Origin of the sequence: Nocardioides albus (assembly GCF_014648255.1) — a bacterium.
GTDB classification, from domain to species: domain Bacteria; phylum Actinomycetota; class Actinomycetes; order Propionibacteriales; family Nocardioidaceae; genus Nocardioides; species Nocardioides albus.
Map to the genome: position 1 here is coordinate 158,527 of NZ_BMQT01000002.1, position 18,555 is coordinate 177,081.

The 18,555-nt window shown below is 69.0% G+C and carries 20 protein-coding genes; 16 read left to right on the forward strand and 4 right to left on the reverse strand.

All coding sequences use genetic code 11. From position 1 onward, the window contains the following. The first annotated feature begins 59 nt into the window (after positions 1-59). Positions 60-926, forward strand: coding sequence for an RluA family pseudouridine synthase (locus tag IEY84_RS04090; protein ID WP_229788388.1), 867 nt, complete (start codon positions 60-62; stop codon positions 924-926). A 4-nt stretch (positions 927-930) separates the two neighbouring features. Next, positions 931-1,371 carry a GNAT family N-acetyltransferase gene (locus tag IEY84_RS04095; RefSeq protein ID WP_183545286.1) on the forward strand — a complete coding sequence of 147 codons (441 nt, stop codon included), beginning with the start codon at positions 931-933 and terminating at the stop codon, positions 1,369-1,371. 1 nt (position 1,372) lies between these two features. Here the strand turns inward: IEY84_RS04095 and mmuM are convergent, their stop codons facing one another. Further along, entirely contained in the window at positions 1,373-2,236 is an 864-nt protein-coding gene (gene mmuM, locus IEY84_RS04100; RefSeq protein WP_183545285.1) for a homocysteine S-methyltransferase, read from the reverse strand. Between the two features lie 166 nt (positions 2,237-2,402). Here mmuM and dnaE point away from each other — a divergent pair, with 166 nt between their 5' ends. From dnaE to IEY84_RS04115, 3 genes are all read left to right on the forward strand, one after another. Continuing rightward, the gene (gene dnaE, locus IEY84_RS04105; protein ID WP_183545284.1) at positions 2,403-5,987 is read left to right on the forward strand and encodes a DNA polymerase III subunit alpha; all 3,585 of its coding nucleotides are present in this window, start codon (positions 2,403-2,405) and stop codon (positions 5,985-5,987) included. After that, positions 5,972-6,601, forward strand: a complete 630-nt coding sequence (locus IEY84_RS04110) for a hypothetical protein (protein WP_183545283.1) — start codon at positions 5,972-5,974, stop codon at positions 6,599-6,601. The genes dnaE and IEY84_RS04110 overlap by 16 nt, the downstream gene beginning before the upstream one ends. A gap of 88 nt (positions 6,602-6,689) precedes the next feature. After that, positions 6,690-8,210 carry a hypothetical protein gene (locus IEY84_RS04115; RefSeq protein ID WP_183545282.1) on the forward strand — a complete coding sequence of 507 codons (1,521 nt, stop codon included), beginning with the start codon at positions 6,690-6,692 and terminating at the stop codon, positions 8,208-8,210. Between the two features lie 107 nt (positions 8,211-8,317). Here IEY84_RS04115 and ybaK read toward each other — a convergent pair whose 3' ends face one another. The 3 genes from ybaK to IEY84_RS04130 all read right to left on the reverse strand — a co-directional run bounded on the left by ybaK (position 8,318) and on the right by IEY84_RS04130 (position 10,428). Then, entirely contained in the window at positions 8,318-8,842 is a 525-nt protein-coding gene (gene ybaK, locus IEY84_RS04120; RefSeq protein ID WP_229788314.1) for a Cys-tRNA(Pro) deacylase, read from the reverse strand. After that, complete coding sequence (locus IEY84_RS04125; RefSeq protein WP_183545280.1) at positions 8,842-9,504, reverse strand: LON peptidase substrate-binding domain-containing protein; 663 nt, start codon at positions 9,502-9,504, stop codon at positions 8,842-8,844. The genes ybaK and IEY84_RS04125 overlap by 1 nt, the downstream gene beginning before the upstream one ends. Before the next feature lie 144 nt (positions 9,505-9,648). Next, complete coding sequence (locus IEY84_RS04130) at positions 9,649-10,428, reverse strand: hypothetical protein (RefSeq protein WP_183545279.1); 780 nt, start codon at positions 10,426-10,428, stop codon at positions 9,649-9,651. Positions 10,429-10,575: 147 nt separating this feature from the next. Here IEY84_RS04130 and hisD point away from each other — a divergent pair, with 147 nt between their 5' ends. The 11 genes from hisD (at position 10,576) to hisF (ending at position 18,531) form a co-directional block, all read left to right on the forward strand. Beyond that, positions 10,576-11,883 carry a histidinol dehydrogenase gene (gene hisD, locus IEY84_RS04135; protein ID WP_183545278.1) on the forward strand — a complete coding sequence of 436 codons (1,308 nt, stop codon included), beginning with the start codon at positions 10,576-10,578 and terminating at the stop codon, positions 11,881-11,883. Next, positions 11,880-12,977, forward strand: a complete 1,098-nt coding sequence (locus IEY84_RS04140) for a histidinol-phosphate transaminase (RefSeq protein ID WP_183545277.1) — start codon at positions 11,880-11,882, stop codon at positions 12,975-12,977. The genes hisD and IEY84_RS04140 overlap by 4 nt, the downstream gene beginning before the upstream one ends. Beyond that, a complete protein-coding gene (hisB, locus tag IEY84_RS04145) occupies positions 12,974-13,588 on the forward strand; it encodes an imidazoleglycerol-phosphate dehydratase HisB (protein WP_183545276.1) in 615 nt (204 codons plus the stop codon). Before IEY84_RS04140 ends, hisB begins: the two co-directional genes overlap by 4 nt. Then, on the forward strand, positions 13,585-14,229 hold the full coding sequence (hisH, locus tag IEY84_RS04150) for an imidazole glycerol phosphate synthase subunit HisH (RefSeq protein ID WP_183545275.1): 645 nt from the start codon (positions 13,585-13,587) through the stop codon (positions 14,227-14,229). Before hisB ends, hisH begins: the two co-directional genes overlap by 4 nt. Further along, positions 14,230-14,562, forward strand: a complete 333-nt coding sequence (locus IEY84_RS04155) for a hypothetical protein (RefSeq protein WP_183545274.1) — start codon at positions 14,230-14,232, stop codon at positions 14,560-14,562. Between the two features lie 9 nt (positions 14,563-14,571). Beyond that, complete coding sequence (locus tag IEY84_RS04160) at positions 14,572-15,024, forward strand: DUF1801 domain-containing protein (protein ID WP_183545273.1); 453 nt, start codon at positions 14,572-14,574, stop codon at positions 15,022-15,024. A 112-nt stretch (positions 15,025-15,136) separates the two neighbouring features. Then, positions 15,137-15,586 carry a GNAT family N-acetyltransferase gene (locus IEY84_RS04165; protein WP_221208749.1) on the forward strand — a complete coding sequence of 150 codons (450 nt, stop codon included), beginning with the start codon at positions 15,137-15,139 and terminating at the stop codon, positions 15,584-15,586. Between the two features lie 26 nt (positions 15,587-15,612). After that, complete coding sequence (locus IEY84_RS04170; protein ID WP_183545272.1) at positions 15,613-16,083, forward strand: SRPBCC family protein; 471 nt, start codon at positions 15,613-15,615, stop codon at positions 16,081-16,083. Between the two features lie 61 nt (positions 16,084-16,144). Continuing rightward, positions 16,145-16,864 carry a VOC family protein gene (locus IEY84_RS04175; RefSeq protein WP_183545271.1) on the forward strand — a complete coding sequence of 240 codons (720 nt, stop codon included), beginning with the start codon at positions 16,145-16,147 and terminating at the stop codon, positions 16,862-16,864. A gap of 159 nt (positions 16,865-17,023) precedes the next feature. Beyond that, positions 17,024-17,773, forward strand: a complete 750-nt coding sequence (gene priA, locus IEY84_RS04180) for a bifunctional 1-(5-phosphoribosyl)-5-((5-phosphoribosylamino)methylideneamino)imidazole-4-carboxamide isomerase/phosphoribosylanthranilate isomerase PriA (RefSeq protein ID WP_183545270.1) — start codon at positions 17,024-17,026, stop codon at positions 17,771-17,773. Continuing rightward, positions 17,770-18,531: an imidazole glycerol phosphate synthase subunit HisF gene (hisF, locus tag IEY84_RS04185; RefSeq protein ID WP_183545269.1), complete on the forward strand. Its 762-nt coding sequence runs from the start codon at positions 17,770-17,772 to the stop codon at positions 18,529-18,531. The genes priA and hisF overlap by 4 nt, the downstream gene beginning before the upstream one ends. The last annotated feature ends 24 nt before the right edge of the window (positions 18,532-18,555 follow it).

The following is an 18,555-nucleotide window of genomic DNA, read 5'->3' on the forward strand; positions in this document are numbered from 1 at the left end:
CCGACCAGCGCACGCTGCTCGTTCCCGACGGCCTGGAGGGAGAACGGGTCGACGCCGCCATGGCGCGGCTGTTCGGTCTCTCTCGCACCCGCGCCGCGGAGCTGATCGCCGAGGGGCTGGTGACGGTGGACGGCTCGCCGGTGGCCAAGAGCGACCGGGTCGGTGCCGGGTCGGTGCTCGACGCCACGATCCCGTCGCTGGCCGACCCATTGGAGATCAAGCCCGAGATCGTCGAGGGCATCAAGATCATCTATGACGACGACGCCTTCGTGGTGATCGACAAGCCCGTCGGTGTGGCCGTGCACCCGTCGCCGGGCTGGCAAGGCAAGACCGTCGTCGGGCACCTCGTGGCCGCCGGCTTCCGGATCTCCACGTCGGGCGCCAAGGAGCGCGAGGGCATCGTCCAGCGCCTGGACGTCGGCACCTCGGGCGTGATGGTGATCGCCAAGTCCGAGCACGCCTACTCCGTCCTCAAGGACGCGTTCCGGCAGCGTACGGTCGACAAGACCTACCACGCGCTCGTCCAGGGTCATCCCGACCCGCTCCAGGGGACGATCGACGCCCCGATCGGGCGCAACCCGAAGTACGACTACAAGTTCGCGGTCCGGGCCGACGGCCGCCACTCGGTGACCCACTACGAGACACTGGAAGCGCACCGGTTCGCCTCGCTGCTCGAGATCCACCTCGAGACCGGCCGCACCCACCAGATCCGCGTCCACATGTCGGCGCTGAAGCACCCCTGCGTCGGCGACCTGACCTACGGCGCCGACCCTGCCCTCGCGCAGCGCGTCGGGGTCGAGCGGCAGTGGCTGCACGCGGTGAAGCTCGGCTTCGACCACCCCGAGACCGGTGAGTACGTCACCTTCGAGTCGAGCTACCCCGACGATCTCCAGCACGCGCTCAATGTCATCCGCGACTCCGACTGAGGCGGTGCTCCGCCCCGCGGAGTCCGAGGACATCGCCGAGATCGTCCGCACCTACGTCGAGGCCCGTTCCGCCGCGCCGATGCCGGCCCCGATCTACCCGGAGTCGGACATCCGGGAATGGCTCGCGGTCAAGGTCCTGGCACCCCAGAAGGGGTCTCAGGTGTGGGTCGCGGAGGTCGCAGGGGTCGTCTCGGCCTTCGTCGCCTTCACCCCGACCTGGCTCGACGACCTCTTCGTCCACCCTCGCGCCCAGGGCACCGGCCTGGGCACGATGCTGCTCGACCTGGTGAAGTCGCTGACCCCCGACGGCTTCGGCCTCTGGGTCTTCGAGATGAACACCCCGGCGCGAGCCTTCTACGCCCGTCACGGCCTGCGCGAGGTCGAGCGCACCGACGGCTCAGCCAACCAGGAGAAGACCCCCGACGTACGGATGGCCTGGCCCTGACCTACTCGCCCTTGAGGTGGTCCATCTCGGCCGCGATGAGGGCGATCTCGGCCGGTCCGACGCGGCAGCAGCCGCCGACGTACGCAGCCCCGGAGCGCGCCCAGGACAGGGCCTCTCCGGGCCGGAAATGAGGGGTGCCGGTCCAGGCGCCGTCGGCGTAGGTCTCACCGGTGTTGGGGTAGACCACGGCGGGCTCGCCGGTGGCGGTGGCGAGCTGGATGGCAGCGGGGACGTCGGCCGGGTCGCAGCAGTTGACGCCGACGGCGACGACCGAACGGATGCCCGCGGCGAGCGCCAGGGCGTCGGCCAGGGGTTGGTCCGCACGGGTCCGGGTGCCGGTGCAGGAGTAGGAGAACCAGACCGGGAGGCCGATGTCGTCGAGGAGGTCGACGAGCACCTCGGCCTCCTCGACGTCGGGGATGGTCTCGACGGCGATGAGGTCGGGATCCTCGGTCTCGAGCAGCGCGAGCCGGGGTGCGTGGAAGTCGCGCAGCGTGGCCGCCGAGACCCCGTAGCGGCCCCGGTACTCCGAGCCGTCGGCCAGGTAGGCGCCGTAGGGGCCGATCGAGGCGGCGACCAGACGCCCGGGAGCCTCCTCGGCGACCTCGCGCGCGACGCGGACGCTGCGGCGCAGCAGCTCGGTGGCGTACGTCTGGGTCATCCCGGCCTCCACGAAACCGGGCACGCTCGCCTGATAGCCGGCGGTGGTGGCGACGTCGGCGCCGGCGGCGAAGTAGGCGCGGTGGACCGCGGCGATCTCCTCGGGCGACTCGTCGAGCAGCCGAGCGGTCCACAGCGCACCGGAGACATCATGACCGCGTGCTTCCAGAGCGTTCGACAGGCCACCATCAAGGATTGTCACCACAACCCGACCATATCTCCATAGATCCCTCACAGGGACCGGCCCGGCTACCGAATCTGTCGGTGGTGAAAGGTAGTCTGTAGCCCTTCCCCCAGGTTGTCCGTGAACACGTTGAACGGGCCCCTGCGCCCACCGTTCCACGTACGACCTCGAGGAGGGCTCCACGCCAATGGCGGCCGGCTCCAAGGACTCTTTCGTCCACCTTCACGTCCACACCGAATACTCGATGCTGGACGGAGCCTCGCTCCTCGACGGGCTGTTCTCGCGCACCGCCGAGCTGGAGATGCCGGCGATCGCGATGACCGACCACGGCAACATGCACGGCGCGTACGACTTCTGGTCGAAGGCCCGCAAGCACGACGTGAAGCCGATCATCGGCATCGAGGCCTACATCACGCCGAACACGCCGCGCGGCGAGCGCAAGCGGGTGCGGTGGGGCAAGGGCGACCAGGCCCAGGAAGGCGGCGACGACGTCTCGGGTGGTGGCGCCTACACCCACATGACGATGTGGGCGGAGAGCACCGAGGGGATGCACAACCTCTTCCGGCTCTCCTCGCGCTCCAGCCTGGAGGGCTACTACTTCAAGCCGCGGATGGACAAGGAGATCCTCGCCGAGCACTCCAAGGGGATCATCGTCTCCACCGGCTGCCCCTCCGGCGCCATCCAGACCCGGCTGCGGCTGGGACAGTGGGACGAGGCGCTCAAGGAAGCCGGCGAGCTGCAGGACATCTTCGGGAAGGAGAACGTCTTCCTGGAGCTGATGGACCACGGCATCTCCATCGAGAAGCGGGTCCGCGACGACCTGCTCAAGCTCGGCAAGGCGATGAACATCGCACCCGTCGCGACCAACGACTCCCACTACAACAACCCCGAGGACGCCGCCGCCCACGAGGCGCTGCTGTGCGTCCAGTCGGGCAGCCGGATGACAGAGCCGCCCTACTCCAAGGGCGGCAAGCGGTTCGCCTTCGAGGGCAGCGGCTACTACATCAAGTCCGCCGCGGAGATGCGCGAGCTGTGGGGGCGCCAGGACCTGATCGAGGCCTGCGACAACACCCTGCTGATCGCCGAGCGCTGCGACGTGCAGTTCACCGAGTCGACCGGCGGCTACATGGCGCTCGCCGACATCCCGCCGGGGGAGACCGAGGAGTCCTGGCTGCGCAAGGAGACCTGGCGCGGCATCGAGCTGCGCTACCCGGGCGAGAAGACCACGCAGGAGGTCCGGGACCGCGTCGAGTTCGAGATCGACGTCATCCTGCAGAAGGGCTACCCGGGTTACTTCCTCGTGGTCGCCGACTTCATCCAGTGGTCCAAGGACAACGGCATCCGGATCGGTCCGGGCCGCGGGTCCGGTGCCGGCTCGATCGTGGCCTATGCGCTGCGGATCACCGACCTCGACCCGCTCGAGCATGGCCTCTTCTTCGAGCGGTTCCTCAACCCCGAGCGTCCCTCGATGCCCGACTTCGACATCGACTTCGACGACCATCGCCGCGGCGAGACCATCAAGTACGTCACGGAGAAGTACGGCGCGGAGAAGGTCGCCCAGATCGCCACGTTCGGGCGGATCAAGGCCAAGCAGGCGATCAAGGACGCCGCCCGCATCCTCGACCACGGCTTCGCGATCGGCGACCGGATCACCAAGGCGCTGCCGCCCGACGTGATGGGCAAGGGGGTGCCGCTCAAGGAGCTGTTCAACCCCGACCACAAGCGCTACGGCGAGGGCGGCGACTTCCGGGCGCTGCACGACACCGACCCGGACGTGAAGAAGATCTACGAGACCGCGCTCGGTCTCGAGGGTCAGATCCGGCAGACCGGCATCCACGCCGCGGGCGTGATCATGGCCTCCGAGCCGATCATCGACATCGTCCCGCTGATGGAGCCGAAGCAGGACGGTCAGGTCGTCACTCAGTTCGAGTATCCGACCTGTGAGGCGCTCGGCCTGGTCAAGATGGACTTCCTGGGCCTCTCCAACCTCCACACCCTCGAGGACGCGCTGGACAACATCCGCGCCAACCGCGACATCGACCTGGTGCTCGAAGAGGTCCCCTTCGACGACAGGGCGACCTACGAGCTGATGCAGCGAGGCGACACGCTCGGCGTCTTCCAGCTCGATGGTGGTGGCATGCGTGCCCTGCTGCGCTCGATGCTCCCCGACCGGTTCGCCGACATCACCGCGGTCTCCGCGCTCTACCGCCCCGGCCCGATGGGTGCCGACTCCCACAACAAGTACGCCCACCGCAAGAACGGCCGAGAGCCGATCGTGCCGATCCACCCCGAGCTCGAGGAGCCGCTCGCTGAGGTGCTGGGGGAGACGTACGGGCTGATCGTCTACCAGGAGCAGGTGATGTCGATCGCCCAGGTCCTGGCGGGGTTCTCGCTCGGACAGGCGGACAACCTGCGCCGCGCGATGGGTAAGAAGAAAAAGGCCGAGCTCGACAAGCAGTACGCCGGATTCCAGGCCGGCATGCTCGAGCGCGGCTACTCCCAGAGTGCGATCGACACGATCTGGGAGATCCTGCTGCCGTTCTCCGACTACGCCTTCAACAAGTCGCACTCGGCGGCCTACGGCGTGGTCACCTACTGGACCGCCTACCTGAAGGCCAACTACCCGACCGAATACATGGCGGCGCTCTTGACCTCGGTCAAGAACGACAAGGACAAGATGGCGATCTACCTCAACGAGTGTCGCCGGATGAAGATCGCGGTGCTGCCGCCCGACGTCAACGAGTCCTCCCACGACTTCACCGCGGTCGGCTCCGACATCCGCTTCGGCCTGACCGCGGTGCGCAACGTCGGCGCCCAGGTGGTCGACGGGATCGTCGAGGCGCGCACCTCGAAGGGGCGCTTCGCGGACTTCAACGACTATCTCTCCAAGGTGCCCGAGCGGGCCTGCAACAAGCGGGTGATCGAGTCGCTGATCAAGGCCGGTGCCTTCGACGACATGAAGCACCGCCGCCGCGCGCTGGTCGCGATCCACGAGACCGCGGTGGACCAGTACATCGACATCAAGCGCAACGAGGCGATCGGGCAGGACTCGCTCTTCGGCGGCCTCGACGAGGACGGCGGCGACGGCTTCGGCGTCTCGGTGGCGATCCCGGACATGGACGAGTGGGACAAGATGACCCTGCTCGGCCATGAGCGGGAGATGCTGGGCCTCTACGTCTCCGACCACCCGCTCATGGGTCTCGAGCACGTGCTCGCCAACGGCACCGACTGCACCATCGGTCAGCTGATGACCGACGAGACGCGGCCGCACAACACCACCGTCACGGTCTCCGGCCTGGTCACCAACGTCAACCGCCGCATCACCAAGAAGGGCGACGCCTGGGCGACGGTGACCCTGGAGGACCTGGAGGGCTCGGTGGAGGTGCTGCTCTTCCCGTCGTCCTACCAGCTCGCCGCGCCACACCTGGTCGAGGACTCGATCATCCGGGTCAAGGGCCAGCTCTCCCGCGACAAGGACCAGCCCGAGCTGCGCGGCCAGGAGGTCACCGTCCCGGACCTGACCGGTGGGCCGGGTGCCGCCGGCGGGCCGGTGGTGATCTCGCTGCCTTCGACGCGGTGCACGCCGCAGGTGATCGCCTCGCTGCGTGACGTATTGACCACCTATCCCGGAGTAGCCGAGGTCAGGCTACGGTTGATGACACGGGACGCGACCCGGGTCATGAAGCTCGATGACCGGCTGCGGGTGGCACCGACTCCCGAGCTGTTCGCCGACCTCAAACACCTCCTCGGACCAGGATGCCTGACAATCTGATCGTGCCGCCGCCGCCCAGTCTCGCCGCGCCCATCCGCCGCACCGCCCGCCCCGACCTGTCCCGACCCGTGCTGGTCCAGGTGGCCATCATCATGGTCGCCTTCGTCGTCGGTGGCCTCGTGGCCGGTCTTGCGGCGGTGACGTTGTGGACCCCGCCGACCGGGATGGTGCTCGAGGGCAAGTGGTATCGCGGACTCATCTCGATCGACCCGCCCGCCATCGGGCAGAACATCGACCAAGGCGTCTTCGCCGCGACCGCCTGGTTCTCCGTCTGCGCGATCGTGCTCGGCCTGCTGGTCGGCATCGCGGCCGCGATCTGGCTCAACCGCTCTGAGCTGGTCACCCTCGCCGCGCTGACGCTCGGCGGCACGATCGGCGGTGGCCTGATGCTGCTGGTCACCTCGCTGCTCTCGCCCGAGGACCCCAACGGTCTCGCCAAGGGGGCCGCCGACGGCACCGTGCTCGAGGACAGCTTCCAGCTGGCCTCGCCGTGGCTGGTTCTGCTCGTGCCGGGCTCGGCGATGCTGGCGCTGATGGTGATCTTCCTGATGTGGGCACCGCATCCGGCCGAGGTCCACGAGCTCGACGGGCAGCAAGCTGCGGTCGAAAGGTGAATTCGGCGGACAGACGCCGCTGGGCGGCGTAGATTCAACAGGTTGGACGGTTGGCGCAGTGCTGACCGACAGAACCTGAAAGTCACTGATGTCAGAGAACACTCCCGGTCAGAGCCCGTCCGGACCGGAGGCGACAGAGATCCTCGACCTCGGCGAGAACCCTGCCGGAAAGAGCAAGAAGCCGCTGATCATCGGCGCGGCAGCCGTCGTGGGGGTCGCTGTGCTGGCGACCGCCGGCACCGTCACCGCAGTCGCACTGAGCAACGCCGGTGGTTCCCCGGCAGAGGCGTTCCCGGCCTCGACCGTCGCGTATGCCGAGATCGACCTGACCGAGGCCAAGGACGCCCTGCCGACGCTGCGCAAGCTGCCTTCGCTCGAGAAGGAGCTCGGTCTCAAGAAGGGCGAGGACCCGCGCGAGACGCTGTTCACCAACGCGTGTGACGACCTCGACTTCGCCGCGGACGTCGAGCCATGGATCGGCTACAAGGCTGCGGTCGGCGCGGTCCCCACCGACGCCGAGCCGGTGTTCGCGTTCGCCCTCCAGGTCACCGACGAGTCCGATGCCGAGGCGGGTCTTCCCAAGCTCGCCGAGTGCGGCGGCTCGGAGTCCGCGTGGGCGGTTGCCGACGGTTGGGCGATCATCGCTGAGACCGACGACGATCTGGCCACGATCGAGAAGGCGGTGGAGGCCGGCACCCTGGCCGAGGACGCCGGCTTCGAGAAGTGGACCGGTGACGTCGGCGGGACCGGGTTCATCACGGCGTACGCCGCCAAGGAGCTGCCCGAGGTGATCGCCGACGCGGCTGAGAGCGGCGCGCTCGACGAGGCCGAGGGTGAGCTTGCCGAGAACCCGATGGGCGGGATCGCACCGATGCCCGACCCGGGCGCTCTGGCCGACACGATTCGGTCGGCGATGAAGGACTTCGGTGGTGGGGCCTTCACCGTACGCGCAGAGGAGAACGCCTTCGAGCTCGAGGCCGCCTCGACGGTGGGCGATCAAGCCAAGTCAGTGGAGGCCGGCACCATCGCCGGCACGCTGCCGAAGGACACCACCGCGGTGATCGCGGCCAACCCCGCAGACGGCTGGCTCACGACCGGCCTGGCCGGGAGCGGTGCCGAGGACCAGTTCACGCAGATGCTCGGAATGGCTCCCGGTGACCTCGAGAAGCTCCTCGGTGACAGTTTCGCGATCGCTGCCGGCGAGATCGACCTGAGCGGTCCGGGCTCCCTGGACTTCGGGATCAAGCTCGATGGCGCCGACTCCGCCGACGTCGAGAAGTTCGTCGGCGACCTCACTGCCGGCTTCGGTGCCGAGGGCATCGTCAGCGTCGACAGCGAGGGTGAGATGACGTCCGTCGGGATGGGGGACTACGGCAAGGAGCTGCTCACCGACGGCGGCCTCGCAAAGACCGACAAGTTCAAGAACGCGGTCCCGAACGCCGAGGACGCCTCCGGAGTGGTCTACGTCGACTTCGACGGACTCGACGGGCTGGTGACGGCCGAGGCTCCCGAGGTCGCCGACGACATCGAGGCGCTCGGCCAGCTCGGCTTCAGTGCCTACCTGGACGGCGACACCTCGCGAGCCCTGGCTCGCCTCACCGTCGACTGACCTGCCAAGCCGGGTCAGCACGAGCTGACAAGATCCGTCGCCGAGTCGGCTCGTCATGACGAGCCGACTCGGCGTGGGTTTTGGTCAGTTCGCGCCGACTCGACGGGTCATCTGGCGATGGGGGCTGTGGTGGCGTACGTGATCTTGATCAGGTCGGCAGGGGAGAGCTCGATGTCCAGGCCGCGTCGGCCACCGGAGACGTAGATGGAGTCGTACGTGGTCGCGGACTCGTCCAGGACGGTCGGGTGGGGACGCTTCTGGCCGACGGGTGAGATGCCGCCGGCGACGTAGCCGGTCGCGCGCTCGGCGGCGGTGACCTCGGCCATCTGCGCCTTCGAGCCGCCGAGGGCACGAGCGAGCGCCTTGAGGTCGAGCTGGCCGGTGACCGGGACGATGCCGACGACGAGCTTCCCGTCCAGGGACGCCATCAGCGTCTTGAAGACCCGCTTCGGCTCGACGCCGAGGGCCTCGGCGGCCTCCAGGCCGTAGGACTCGGCGCGCGGATCGTGCTCGTAGGGGTGGAGCGTGTAGTCGATCCCGGCTCGGGTGAGTGCGACGGCCGCCGGAGTTCCTCCGCCGGCCTGTTTCCCGGTCTGTTTCCCGGTCTGTTTCCCGGTCTGTTTCTTGGGCATCAGTTGGGTGACCATCTCGTGCGGGCGACCTCGGTGGCGGGCAGCGAGGGGATGACGTTCATCGCCTTCAGCTCGGCTCGGAGCAGGTCGGTGACCATACCGAGCCGGATGCCGGCGTCGGGTGCCTCCAGAAGCGCCTGCCGGTCGGGCATCGGCAGGGGAGTGGTGGCCGAGATGGTCCAGGAGAGGAACTCCGGATCCTTGGGGAGCGAGCCGGTGAACGGGTCCTCACGGAACTCCAGCAGTGCGGCGCGGTAGGCGGTGAAGGTCGCCCGCGCGGTGTCGACGATGGCGCCCGGGACAGCGACGTGCTCCTCGGGCAGGTCTTCGACGTCGGCGACAGGGAAGTCCCCGCTGCTGACCAGGCTGTCCATCCGGATCCTGTCGATCGCGAGCACCTCGAGGTCGAAGGAGCCGTCGTCGTGCTGTTCGACCTCGGTGATCAGCAGCTTCACGCCGACCCGGTAGAGCGATTGAGCGCCGGTCTCGCCGACCTCGTAGCCCTCACGGATCGCGACCGAGCCGAGGTGGCGCTCCTCCTCGTCCTGACGGAGCAGATGGTGCACCATTGCGCGGTAGCGGTCCTCGAAGACCCGCAGCGGCAGCGTCACGCCGGGGAACAGGACAGTGTTGAGCGGGAACATCGGCAGTCGGTCGCTCACGCTCCCACCGCCGTGGCGCGAAGGTACGGAGCGCGATGGCACGGAGGTGGCGGCGCGAGGTCTGCGTTCACGGGCACCAACCTATGGGGGCCGCGGGCATGTGCGCCCGCGAACCCCCGTGTCTGCCCCAGGTCGGTCGGATCGTCAGGCGTCGTAGGTCGCCCGGTCGATCTTGGTGTGGTAGCGCTGGCCCGTGGCCGAGCCCAGGAGCGCCCCGACGAGCATCACGGCCAGGAGTGCGAGGCCGGCGATCGCCGCGCCCCAGCCGAGCTGATCGGCGTTCAGCCCGACGTTCGGCAGGTCGACCTGCTGCATGATGTCGTAGCTCGAGCCGAACAGTGCGCCGGCAATGGCAGCGATGATCATCACCACGATGGCAACGATCCACACGCCCAGGCCCTGTCGGCGGGCATCGAAGCGGGACATCCGTGCCGCGACGTACCCTCCGGCGTAATAGCCGATGAACAGGATCACGGCGAACGTGATCGCGGCCGCGATACCGGCCGAGTCCGCCATCGACTCGAGATCGGCTCGGGTCCAGTTCTGCTCGGTGCCGACCGCGGAGGCGATCGCGGAGATGATCCCTCCGAGCAGGACGGTGAGGCCGACGGCGACGAGCCAGCCGAAGAAGCAGGCGCCCCAGTTGATGCCGCCGTAGGTGTCGTGGAGAGCGGCGCGTCGGCCCTCCTGTGAGTGGCGGTGGTGCTCGACCGCGTCTCCCTCGTGGGGGTGGCCGACCGGCGCGACCGGCGCGACTGGTCCGACCGCGCCTGCGGTGCTGTGTCGGCGTTCGACGCTGTCGTCGTGGCCGACGACCGCGGGGCCGTCCGGGTGCTCCCGGGTCTCTGCGTAGTTCTCGTGAGTCCCCGGGTGGCTCTCGTCGGCATGTTTGTGATCTCTGTGGAAAAGTCCGCTCAGTGCCATGACGATCCCTCCTAGATGGGTCGACCCTCCGGGTACCCGGATCGGTGTGCTGTATGCGTCGTGCTCGCCGCGGCGAAAGGCGCCCGCCGACGTCCACGTGGCGTCGGCAGATCGGCTCCCCGGGTGGCTCACTCGTAGACTTGAGGCATGATCCGCCGCATCGACCTGAGGGGTGCCGACAGAGGCTCCGCTTCGACCATCGACTACCGCGCCGCCGTTCCGCGCGCCGAGTTCGACATCGAGGCGGCCACTCATGCGGTGCAGCCGATCATCGACGCCGTCCGCGAGCGCGGTGCCGAGGCGATCGCCGAGTTCTCCGAGAAGTTCGACGGCGTACGCGTCGACGACATCCGGGTTCCGGCCGCTGCCCTGACCAAGGCCCTCGACGAGCTCGACCCGGCGATCCGGGCCGGGCTCGAGGAGTCGATCGCGCGGCTGCGTACGACCTGTGCGGCCGAGCTCGAGCAGGACGCGGTCACCGACCTGGCGCCCGGCGCCCGGGTGACGCACCGCAAGGTGCCGGTGGGGCGCGTGGGGCTCTATGTGCCTGGTGGTCTGGCTCCGCTGGTCTCCTCGGTACTGATGAACGTCGTCCCGGCGCAGGTCGCCGGGGTTCCTTCGATCGCGCTGGCCTCGCCGCCGCAGAAAGAGTTCGGCGGCCTGCCGCAGCCGACCATCCTGGCCGCGTGCGCGCTGCTGGGTGTCGATGAGGTCTACGCCGTCGGTGGCGCCCAGGCGATCGCGATGTTCGCCTACGGGATCGAGCCGTGCGAGCGCGTCGACATGGTCACCGGTCCCGGCAACATCTACGTGGTCACCGCAAAACGCCTGCTCAAGGGGCAGGTCGGGATCGACTCCGAGGCGGGTCCGACCGAGATCGCGATCCTCGCCGACGAGACCGCCGAGGCCGCCTACGTCGCCGCCGACCTGATCTCCCAGGCCGAGCACGACCCGCTGGCCGCCTCGGTGCTGGTCACCGACTCCGAGACGCTTGCCGCAGACGTGGAGGCCGAGCTCGACAAGCAGGTCGCCGCGACCAAGCACGTCGAGCGGATCCGTACGTCGCTGACCGGCGCCCAGTCGGGCATCGTGCTGGTCGACGACGTCGACCAGGGCGTCGACGTCGTGAACGCGTACGCCGCCGAGCACCTCGAGATCCACACCGCCGACGCCGCACAGGTCGCCGGCCGGATCCGCAACGCCGGCGCGATCTTCGTCGGTTCCTACGCTCCGGTGTCACTGGGTGACTACTGCGCCGGGTCCAACCACGTGCTGCCCACCGGCGGCTGCGCCTGCCACTCATCAGGGCTCTCGGTGCGGGCCTTCACCAAGTCGATCCACGTCGTCGACTACTCCCGTGAGGGCCTCGCGGCGGTCAAGGACCACGTGGTCACGCTCGCCGAGGCCGAGGACCTGCCGGGTCACGGCGCGGCGGTGTCGGTGAGGTTCTCGTGACCAGCTGGCCGCCGATCCGTGCCGAGCTCGCCGGGATCGAGCCCTACGGAGCTCCGCAGCTGGACGTCCCGGTCCAGCTCAACGTCAACGAGAACCCCTACCAGCCCTCCGCCGAGACGGTCGCCGACATCGCGGCCAGCGTCGGAGAGGCGGCGCGCACGCTCAACCGCTACCCGGACCGTGAGTTCGTCGCGCTCCGGGAGGGGCTGGCTGCGTACCTCTCCTCGGATGTGGAGGCGCAGATCGCACCGGAGCAGGTGTGGGCGGCCAACGGGTCCAACGAGGTGATGCTGCAGCTGCTGCAGGCCTTCGGCGGTCCCGGGCGCACCGCGATCAGCTTCGCGCCGACCTACTCGATGTATCCGGAGTACGCCCGCGACACCAACACCGAGTGGGTCGTCGGACACCGCGAGAGCGACTTCGCGATCGATCTGGAGAAGGCGCGCGCGCTGGTCGAGGAGACCCGGCCCCACGTCGTGCTCCTCCCGAGCCCCAACAACCCCACCGGCACCGCGCTTCCGCCGGAGGCCGTCACGGTGCTGTGCGAGGCCGTTGGGGACGGCGGGATCGTCGTGGTCGACGAGGCCTACGGCGAGTTCCGGCGGACCGGGGTGCCCTCGGCGCTGGAGCTCCTCTCCGAGCACCGCAACCTGGTGGTCACCCGCACCATGTCGAAGGCGTTCGCCGGGGCCGGTCTGCGGCTCGGCTACCTGGCGGCCGACCCGGCGATCTGTGACGCGATCCGGGTCGTACGCTTGCCCTACCACCTCTCGGCGGTCACCCAGGCGGCGGCGAGCGCGGCTCTGCGGCACGCGCCGGAGCTGCTCGGCTACGTGGCCAATCTTCGCGAGGAGCGGGACACACTGGTCGAGTGGCTGCGTGAGCAGGGGCTCGAGGTCGCCGACTCGGACGCCAACTTCGTCCTCTTCGGGCGCTACGCCGACCGGCACGCGGTCTGGCAGGGGCTGCTCGACCGCGGCGTGCTGATCCGCGAGACCGGCCCCGACGGATGGCTGCGGGTCTCGGTCGGGACGCCCGACGAGATGGACGCTTTCAGACAAGCTTTGACCGATGTGAACGGAGCACGCGCATGAGTTCGGCAAGGACTGCCCGCATCGAGCGGGAGACCTCGGAGTCGAAGGTCGTCGTCGAGGTGAACCTCGACGGCACCGGACGGGTCGACGTCTCGACCGGCGTCGGGTTCTACGACCACATGCTGACCGCCTTCGGGCGGCACTCGCTGGTCGACCTCACCGTGCACTCCGAGGGCGACGTGCACATCGACGCCCACCACACCGTCGAGGACACCGCGATCGTGCTCGGTCAGTGTCTTCGCGAGGCACTGGGGGACAAGAAGGGCATCCGCCGCTACGGCGACGCGACCCTGCCGCTCGACGAGGCGCTCGTACGCTGCGTCGTCGACGTCTCCGGGCGGCCCTACTCGGTCCACACCGGTGAGCCGGAGGGCCAGCAGTACGTGCTGCTCGGCGGCTCCGGGGTGCCCTACCTCGGCTCCCTGACCCAGCACGTCTTCGACTCCATCGCCCACCACGCCCACCTGACGCTGCACGTCAACGTGCTCGCCGGGCGCGAGCCGCACCACATCGTGGAGACGCAGTTCAAGGCGTTCGCGCGGGCGTTCCGCGACGCGATCGCCTACGACCCGCGCGAGACCGGGGTCCCGTCGACGAAGGGTGCCCTATGAGTGCGCCGTCGGTGGTCGTGCTCGACTATGGCTCCGGGAACGTACGCTCCGCCGTCCGCGCCGTCGAGCGCGCCGGTGCCTCGGTCGAGCTGACCGGTGACCTCGACGCCGCGATGGCGGCCGATGGGCTGCTGGTGCCCGGCGTGGGCGCGTTCGAGGCCTGCATGAAGGGCCTGCGCGCGATCCGCGGCGAGCGGATCATCGCCCGGCGGCTGGCCGGCGGACGTCCCGTGATGGGGATCTGCGTAGGGATGCAGATCCTCTTCGAGACCGGGATCGAGCACGGTGTCGAGACCGAGGGATGCGGCGAGTGGCCGGGCGTCGTCGAACGCCTGCAAGCGCCGATCGTGCCGCACATGGGCTGGAACACGCTCGACGTACCGTCCGGAACCTCGCTGTTCGCGGGGGTCGAGAAGGAGCGGTTCTACTTCGTGCACTCCTACGGCGTGCGCGACTGGACCCTGGTCACCAACGACCGCACCGTCGCACCGCTGGTCACCTGGGCCGAGCACGGTGGCGACCGATTCGTCGCGGCCGTGGAGAACGGTCCGCTGACCGCTACCCAGTTCCACCCGGAGAAGTCCGGGGACGCCGGCGCCGCGGTCCTACGCAACTGGGTGCTCTCCCTGAAGGCGGCCTAGGTGGCCCAGACCGGAGCCCGGGCGAAGGCCCGCGCCGAACGGGAGCGGCTGGCCGCGGCCGCCGCTGAGGAGAGGGCCGCTCGCCAGGCCAAGGAGGCCGCTCGTCGGGCTCGGAAGGCGCGGTTGGCCGAGTGGATCCCGGCTCGCCGGTCCCGTCCCGCGAGCCCGCTCGCGGAGCGCCGGCGGCGCAACGTACGGATCCTGATCGTCGTCCTGCTCCTCCTCAACGCGCTCGTCTACCTCGTCACCGAGGACGTCGGCACGGTGGTCTTCTCAGCCATCGCGTCGGTGCTGGTCGCGCCTGTGGTCTACACGATGCTTTTCCGCCGTTAAGGTGGACCGATGGCGAAGACGACCTGGACCGACGCCGACCCGGTGAGTTTCGTCGAGGCCGTCTCGCCGGAAAAGCGGCGCACGGACGCGAAGACGCTGCTTGACCTGCTGCGGCGCGCGACCGGGGTAGAACCGAGGATGTTCGGCACCGCGATCGTGGGCTTCGGTGAGTACCACTACAAGTACGCCAGCGGCACCGAGGGCGATGCTCCGGCCGCGAGCTTCTCGCCGCGCAAGGCCGCCTCGGTCGTCTACCTCAACGACGGCATCTCCACCCACGAGGAGCTCCTCGCCCGCCTCGGCCCGCATACCACCGGCGTCGGCTGCCTTTACCTCAAGGACATGGCCGCCGTCGATCTGAATGTTCTCGAGGAGATCGTCAGCCGCTCGTACGCCACGCTGACCAGCGGCACCTACGGCAGTCGCGCCGCTCGCGCTGTTGGCGACCACTTCGAGTCTTGATCTGGCTGCGACACGCCGGGGCGTCGGCGTGTCGCCGCCAGATCGCGCCTCTTCGTGGTCGGTGGTCGGGTAACCAAGCCCCCACTCGTACGATCGGGTACGGTCGCGAATCGTGGGCCCGCACATCGAAGCGCTGGGGACCGACGACATCGGATGGGTCTGGGATCTCTATCGGGTGACGCTCCACGCAGACCATGCGGCGGCCACCGGCCGGACCGACGATGAGCTGTATGCCGCGCAGTTGTCTGCGCTCGCGTCTGGCTCGGTCTCTGCTCTTCTCGATGGTGGCGGAGCGCGTGTCGGGTACATCCGGGTCACCGACGACGGAACCGACCTCACGATCCGGGACATCGCGATCCGGCCTGACCAGCAGGATCATGGCTTCGGCAGCGCTGCCATCGTGCTGGTCGCAGCGCGGGCGGCTACGTCCGGGCAGGATCTGGTTCTCCGGGTCCTCCACACCAATCCACGTGCTCGTCGCCTCTATGAACGGCTCGGTTTCGAGGTCGATGAGGAGCGCGGCCGATCAACCCAGATGCGGCTCCGCGTGGCGCGGATCTGATCGCCGCCGGAGGTAGGGTCAGGGACATGACCGACTACGAGGTCTCCAGGTCCGCCGTGCTGCCGTGTGACATCGGGAGGGTGCACGCCCTGATCGACGACTTCCGCGAGTGGCCGGCGTGGTCGCCATGGGAGGAGCTCGATCCTGACATGTCACGCACCTACTCGGGTGCGGACGCTGGTCTCGGGGCGCGTTATGCCTGGTCAGGAAACAAGCGCGCGGGTGCCGGTGCGATGGAGATCATCGAGTCGAGACCGGACCGCATCGAGGTCGCGCTGGAGTTCCTGAAGCCGTTCAAGAGTCGGAGCACGGTGAGCTTCGACCTGGCCACCGTCGCTGATGGTACGCAGGTGATCTGGACCCACGCGGGGTCGCTGGGTCGCCTGGTGAGCCTGGTGTCCAAGGTCTACCCGATGGAGAAAGCGATCGCGCCCGACATGGAGAAGGGGCTCGCCAAGCTAGCCGCCGTGGCGGCGAGCTCGGGCGACACGGACTGACCCGTCAGCGCGGCTGTGAAACCGGTTGCGTACGAGGCATGTCGTACCTAGGTTGCCCGCCATGACACCTCGCCGGTTCGGAATCTGCATCGACGCCATCGATCCGGAGCGGGTAGCGGAGTTCTGGGCCGCGGCGCTCGGCCGAGAGGCTGAGGTCGGAGGCGAGGAGATCAGGCTGCTGCCGCGGACGGAGGACGACCTCCTGATCCGGTTCCTGCCGACACAGGAGCCGAAGACGCTGGCGAACCCGCATCATCTCCATCTGACCAGCAGGTTGCCGGGCGACCAGCAGCGGACCGTCGATCGACTGATCGGACTCGGCGCGACCCATCTCGACGTGGGCCAGCGGCCGGAGGAAGACCACATCGTGCTCGGCGACCCTGAGGGCAACGAGCTGTGCGTGATCCCGGCGGGCAACAAGTGGCTGGCCGGGACGGGTTTCCTGGGAGAGGTCGCCGCCGACGGGTCGCGGGAGAACGGGACTTTCTGGAGCGCGGCGCTCGGCTGGCCGCTGGTCTGGGACCAGCACGGCGAGACCGCGGTCGCGGCCCCGTCGGGCAGCGCCAAGGTCGCGTGGGGCGGACCGCCGCCGGTGCCGCGCGGGCCGCGGGACCGGTTCCGCTTCGACCTGATCGCGCCCGAGGACACCGGTCCTGCCGGTGAGATCCGTCGCCTCGTCGGGCTCGGCGCCACGCTGGTCGCAGAGACCTATGGGGACGGGCGGTGGGCCAAGATGACGGACCCCGATGCGTACGAGGTCGAGGTGCTGGCGCCTCGCTGAGGCGGCTGGTTCGTCTAGGTGTGCAGCCGAAGCGACGCTTCCCGTGCGGAACTCCGCGAGGGAAGCAACGGTTGGCCTGCATACCTTGACGAACAGACACCGTCTCGCAGCCCGACGGCGGGGCGGGGGTGGCGGCGTACAGAACATAGGATCGTCCCCATGGGTGACTACCTCGAGCTTCTGCCGGCCGTCGATGTGAAGGGCGGCCAGGCCGTTCAGCTCGTTCAGGGCGTGGACGGGTCGGAGAAGCGGTTCGGCGATCCCTTCGAGGCCGCGCTGAGGTGGCAGGAGACCGGCGCCGAGTGGATCCATCTGGTCGACCTCGACGCCGCGTTCGGCCACGGCAACAACCGCGAGATCCTCGCCGGGATCGTCGGCAAGCTCGACATCAAGGTCGAGATGAGCGGCGGAATCCGCGACGACGAGTCGCTCGAGGCCGCGATGGCGACCGGTTGCCGGCGCGTCAACATCGGCACCGCCGCGCTGGAGAACCCGGAGTGGACCCGCCAGGCGATCGCGACCTACGGCGACCGGGTCGCGGTGGGCCTGGACGTACGCGGCCGAACCCTCGCCGCGCGCGGCTGGACCAAGGACGGCGGAGACCTCTACGAGACCCTCGCCCGCCTCGACTCCGAGGGCTGCGCGCGCTACGTCGTCACCGACGTCAACAAGGACGGCATGCTCCAGGGCCCCAACCTCGACCTGCTGCGTGCGGTCTGCGAGGCCACCGACCGTCCGGTCGTGGCGAGCGGGGGAGTGACCACCATCGACGACATCGAGGCGCTGATGGGCCTGGTGGAGATCGGCGTGGAGGGTGCGATCGCCGGCACGGCGCTCTACACCGGGTCTCTCGACCTCGCCGACGCGCTCGACCTCACCCTCGGCCGGCCGCGCGGAGACCAGTCATGAGTTTGGCAGTACGCGTCATCCCTTGCCTCGACGTCGACGCCGGTCGTGTCGTCAAGGGGATCAACTTCAAGGAGCTGCGCGACGCCGGCGACCCGGTGGAGCTGGCCGAGACGTACGACAAGGAAGGCGCCGACGAGCTCACCTTCCTCGACATCTCCGCCTCCCACGAGGGCCGCGCGACGACGCTCGAGATCGTCACCCGCACCGCTGAGCAGGTCTTCATCCCGCTCACCGTCGGCGGCGGCATCCGCAGCGTCGACGACGTGGACCGGATGCTCCGTGCCGGTGCGGACAAGATCGCGGTCAACACCGCGGCCATCGACCGCCCCGAGCTGATCGCCGAGATCGCCGACCGGTTCGGCAACCAGGTGCTGGTGCTCTCCGTCGACGCCCGGCGGGCGCCGGCCACCGACTCCGGTTTCGAGGTGACCACCCACGGCGGCCGCAAGTCGGCCGGGATCGACGCGATCGAGTGGGCCGCGAAGGCCGTCGAGCTCGGGGCCGGCGAGATCCTGCTCAACGCGATGGACGCCGACGGCACCGAGGACGGCTTCGACATCGACCTGATCAAGGCCGTACGCAGCGAGGTGACCGTCCCGGTCATCGCCTCCGGAGGAGCGGGGAAGGCCGAGCACTTTCCGCCCGCCGTCGACGCCGGCGCGGACGCCGTCCTTGCAGCCACCATCTTCCACTTCGGCAAGGTGCGCATCGGCGAGGTCAAGCAGGCGCTCTCCGGCGCTGGCGCGCCTGTTCGCTGACGGATCGCCCGCGGCAGATCCCGC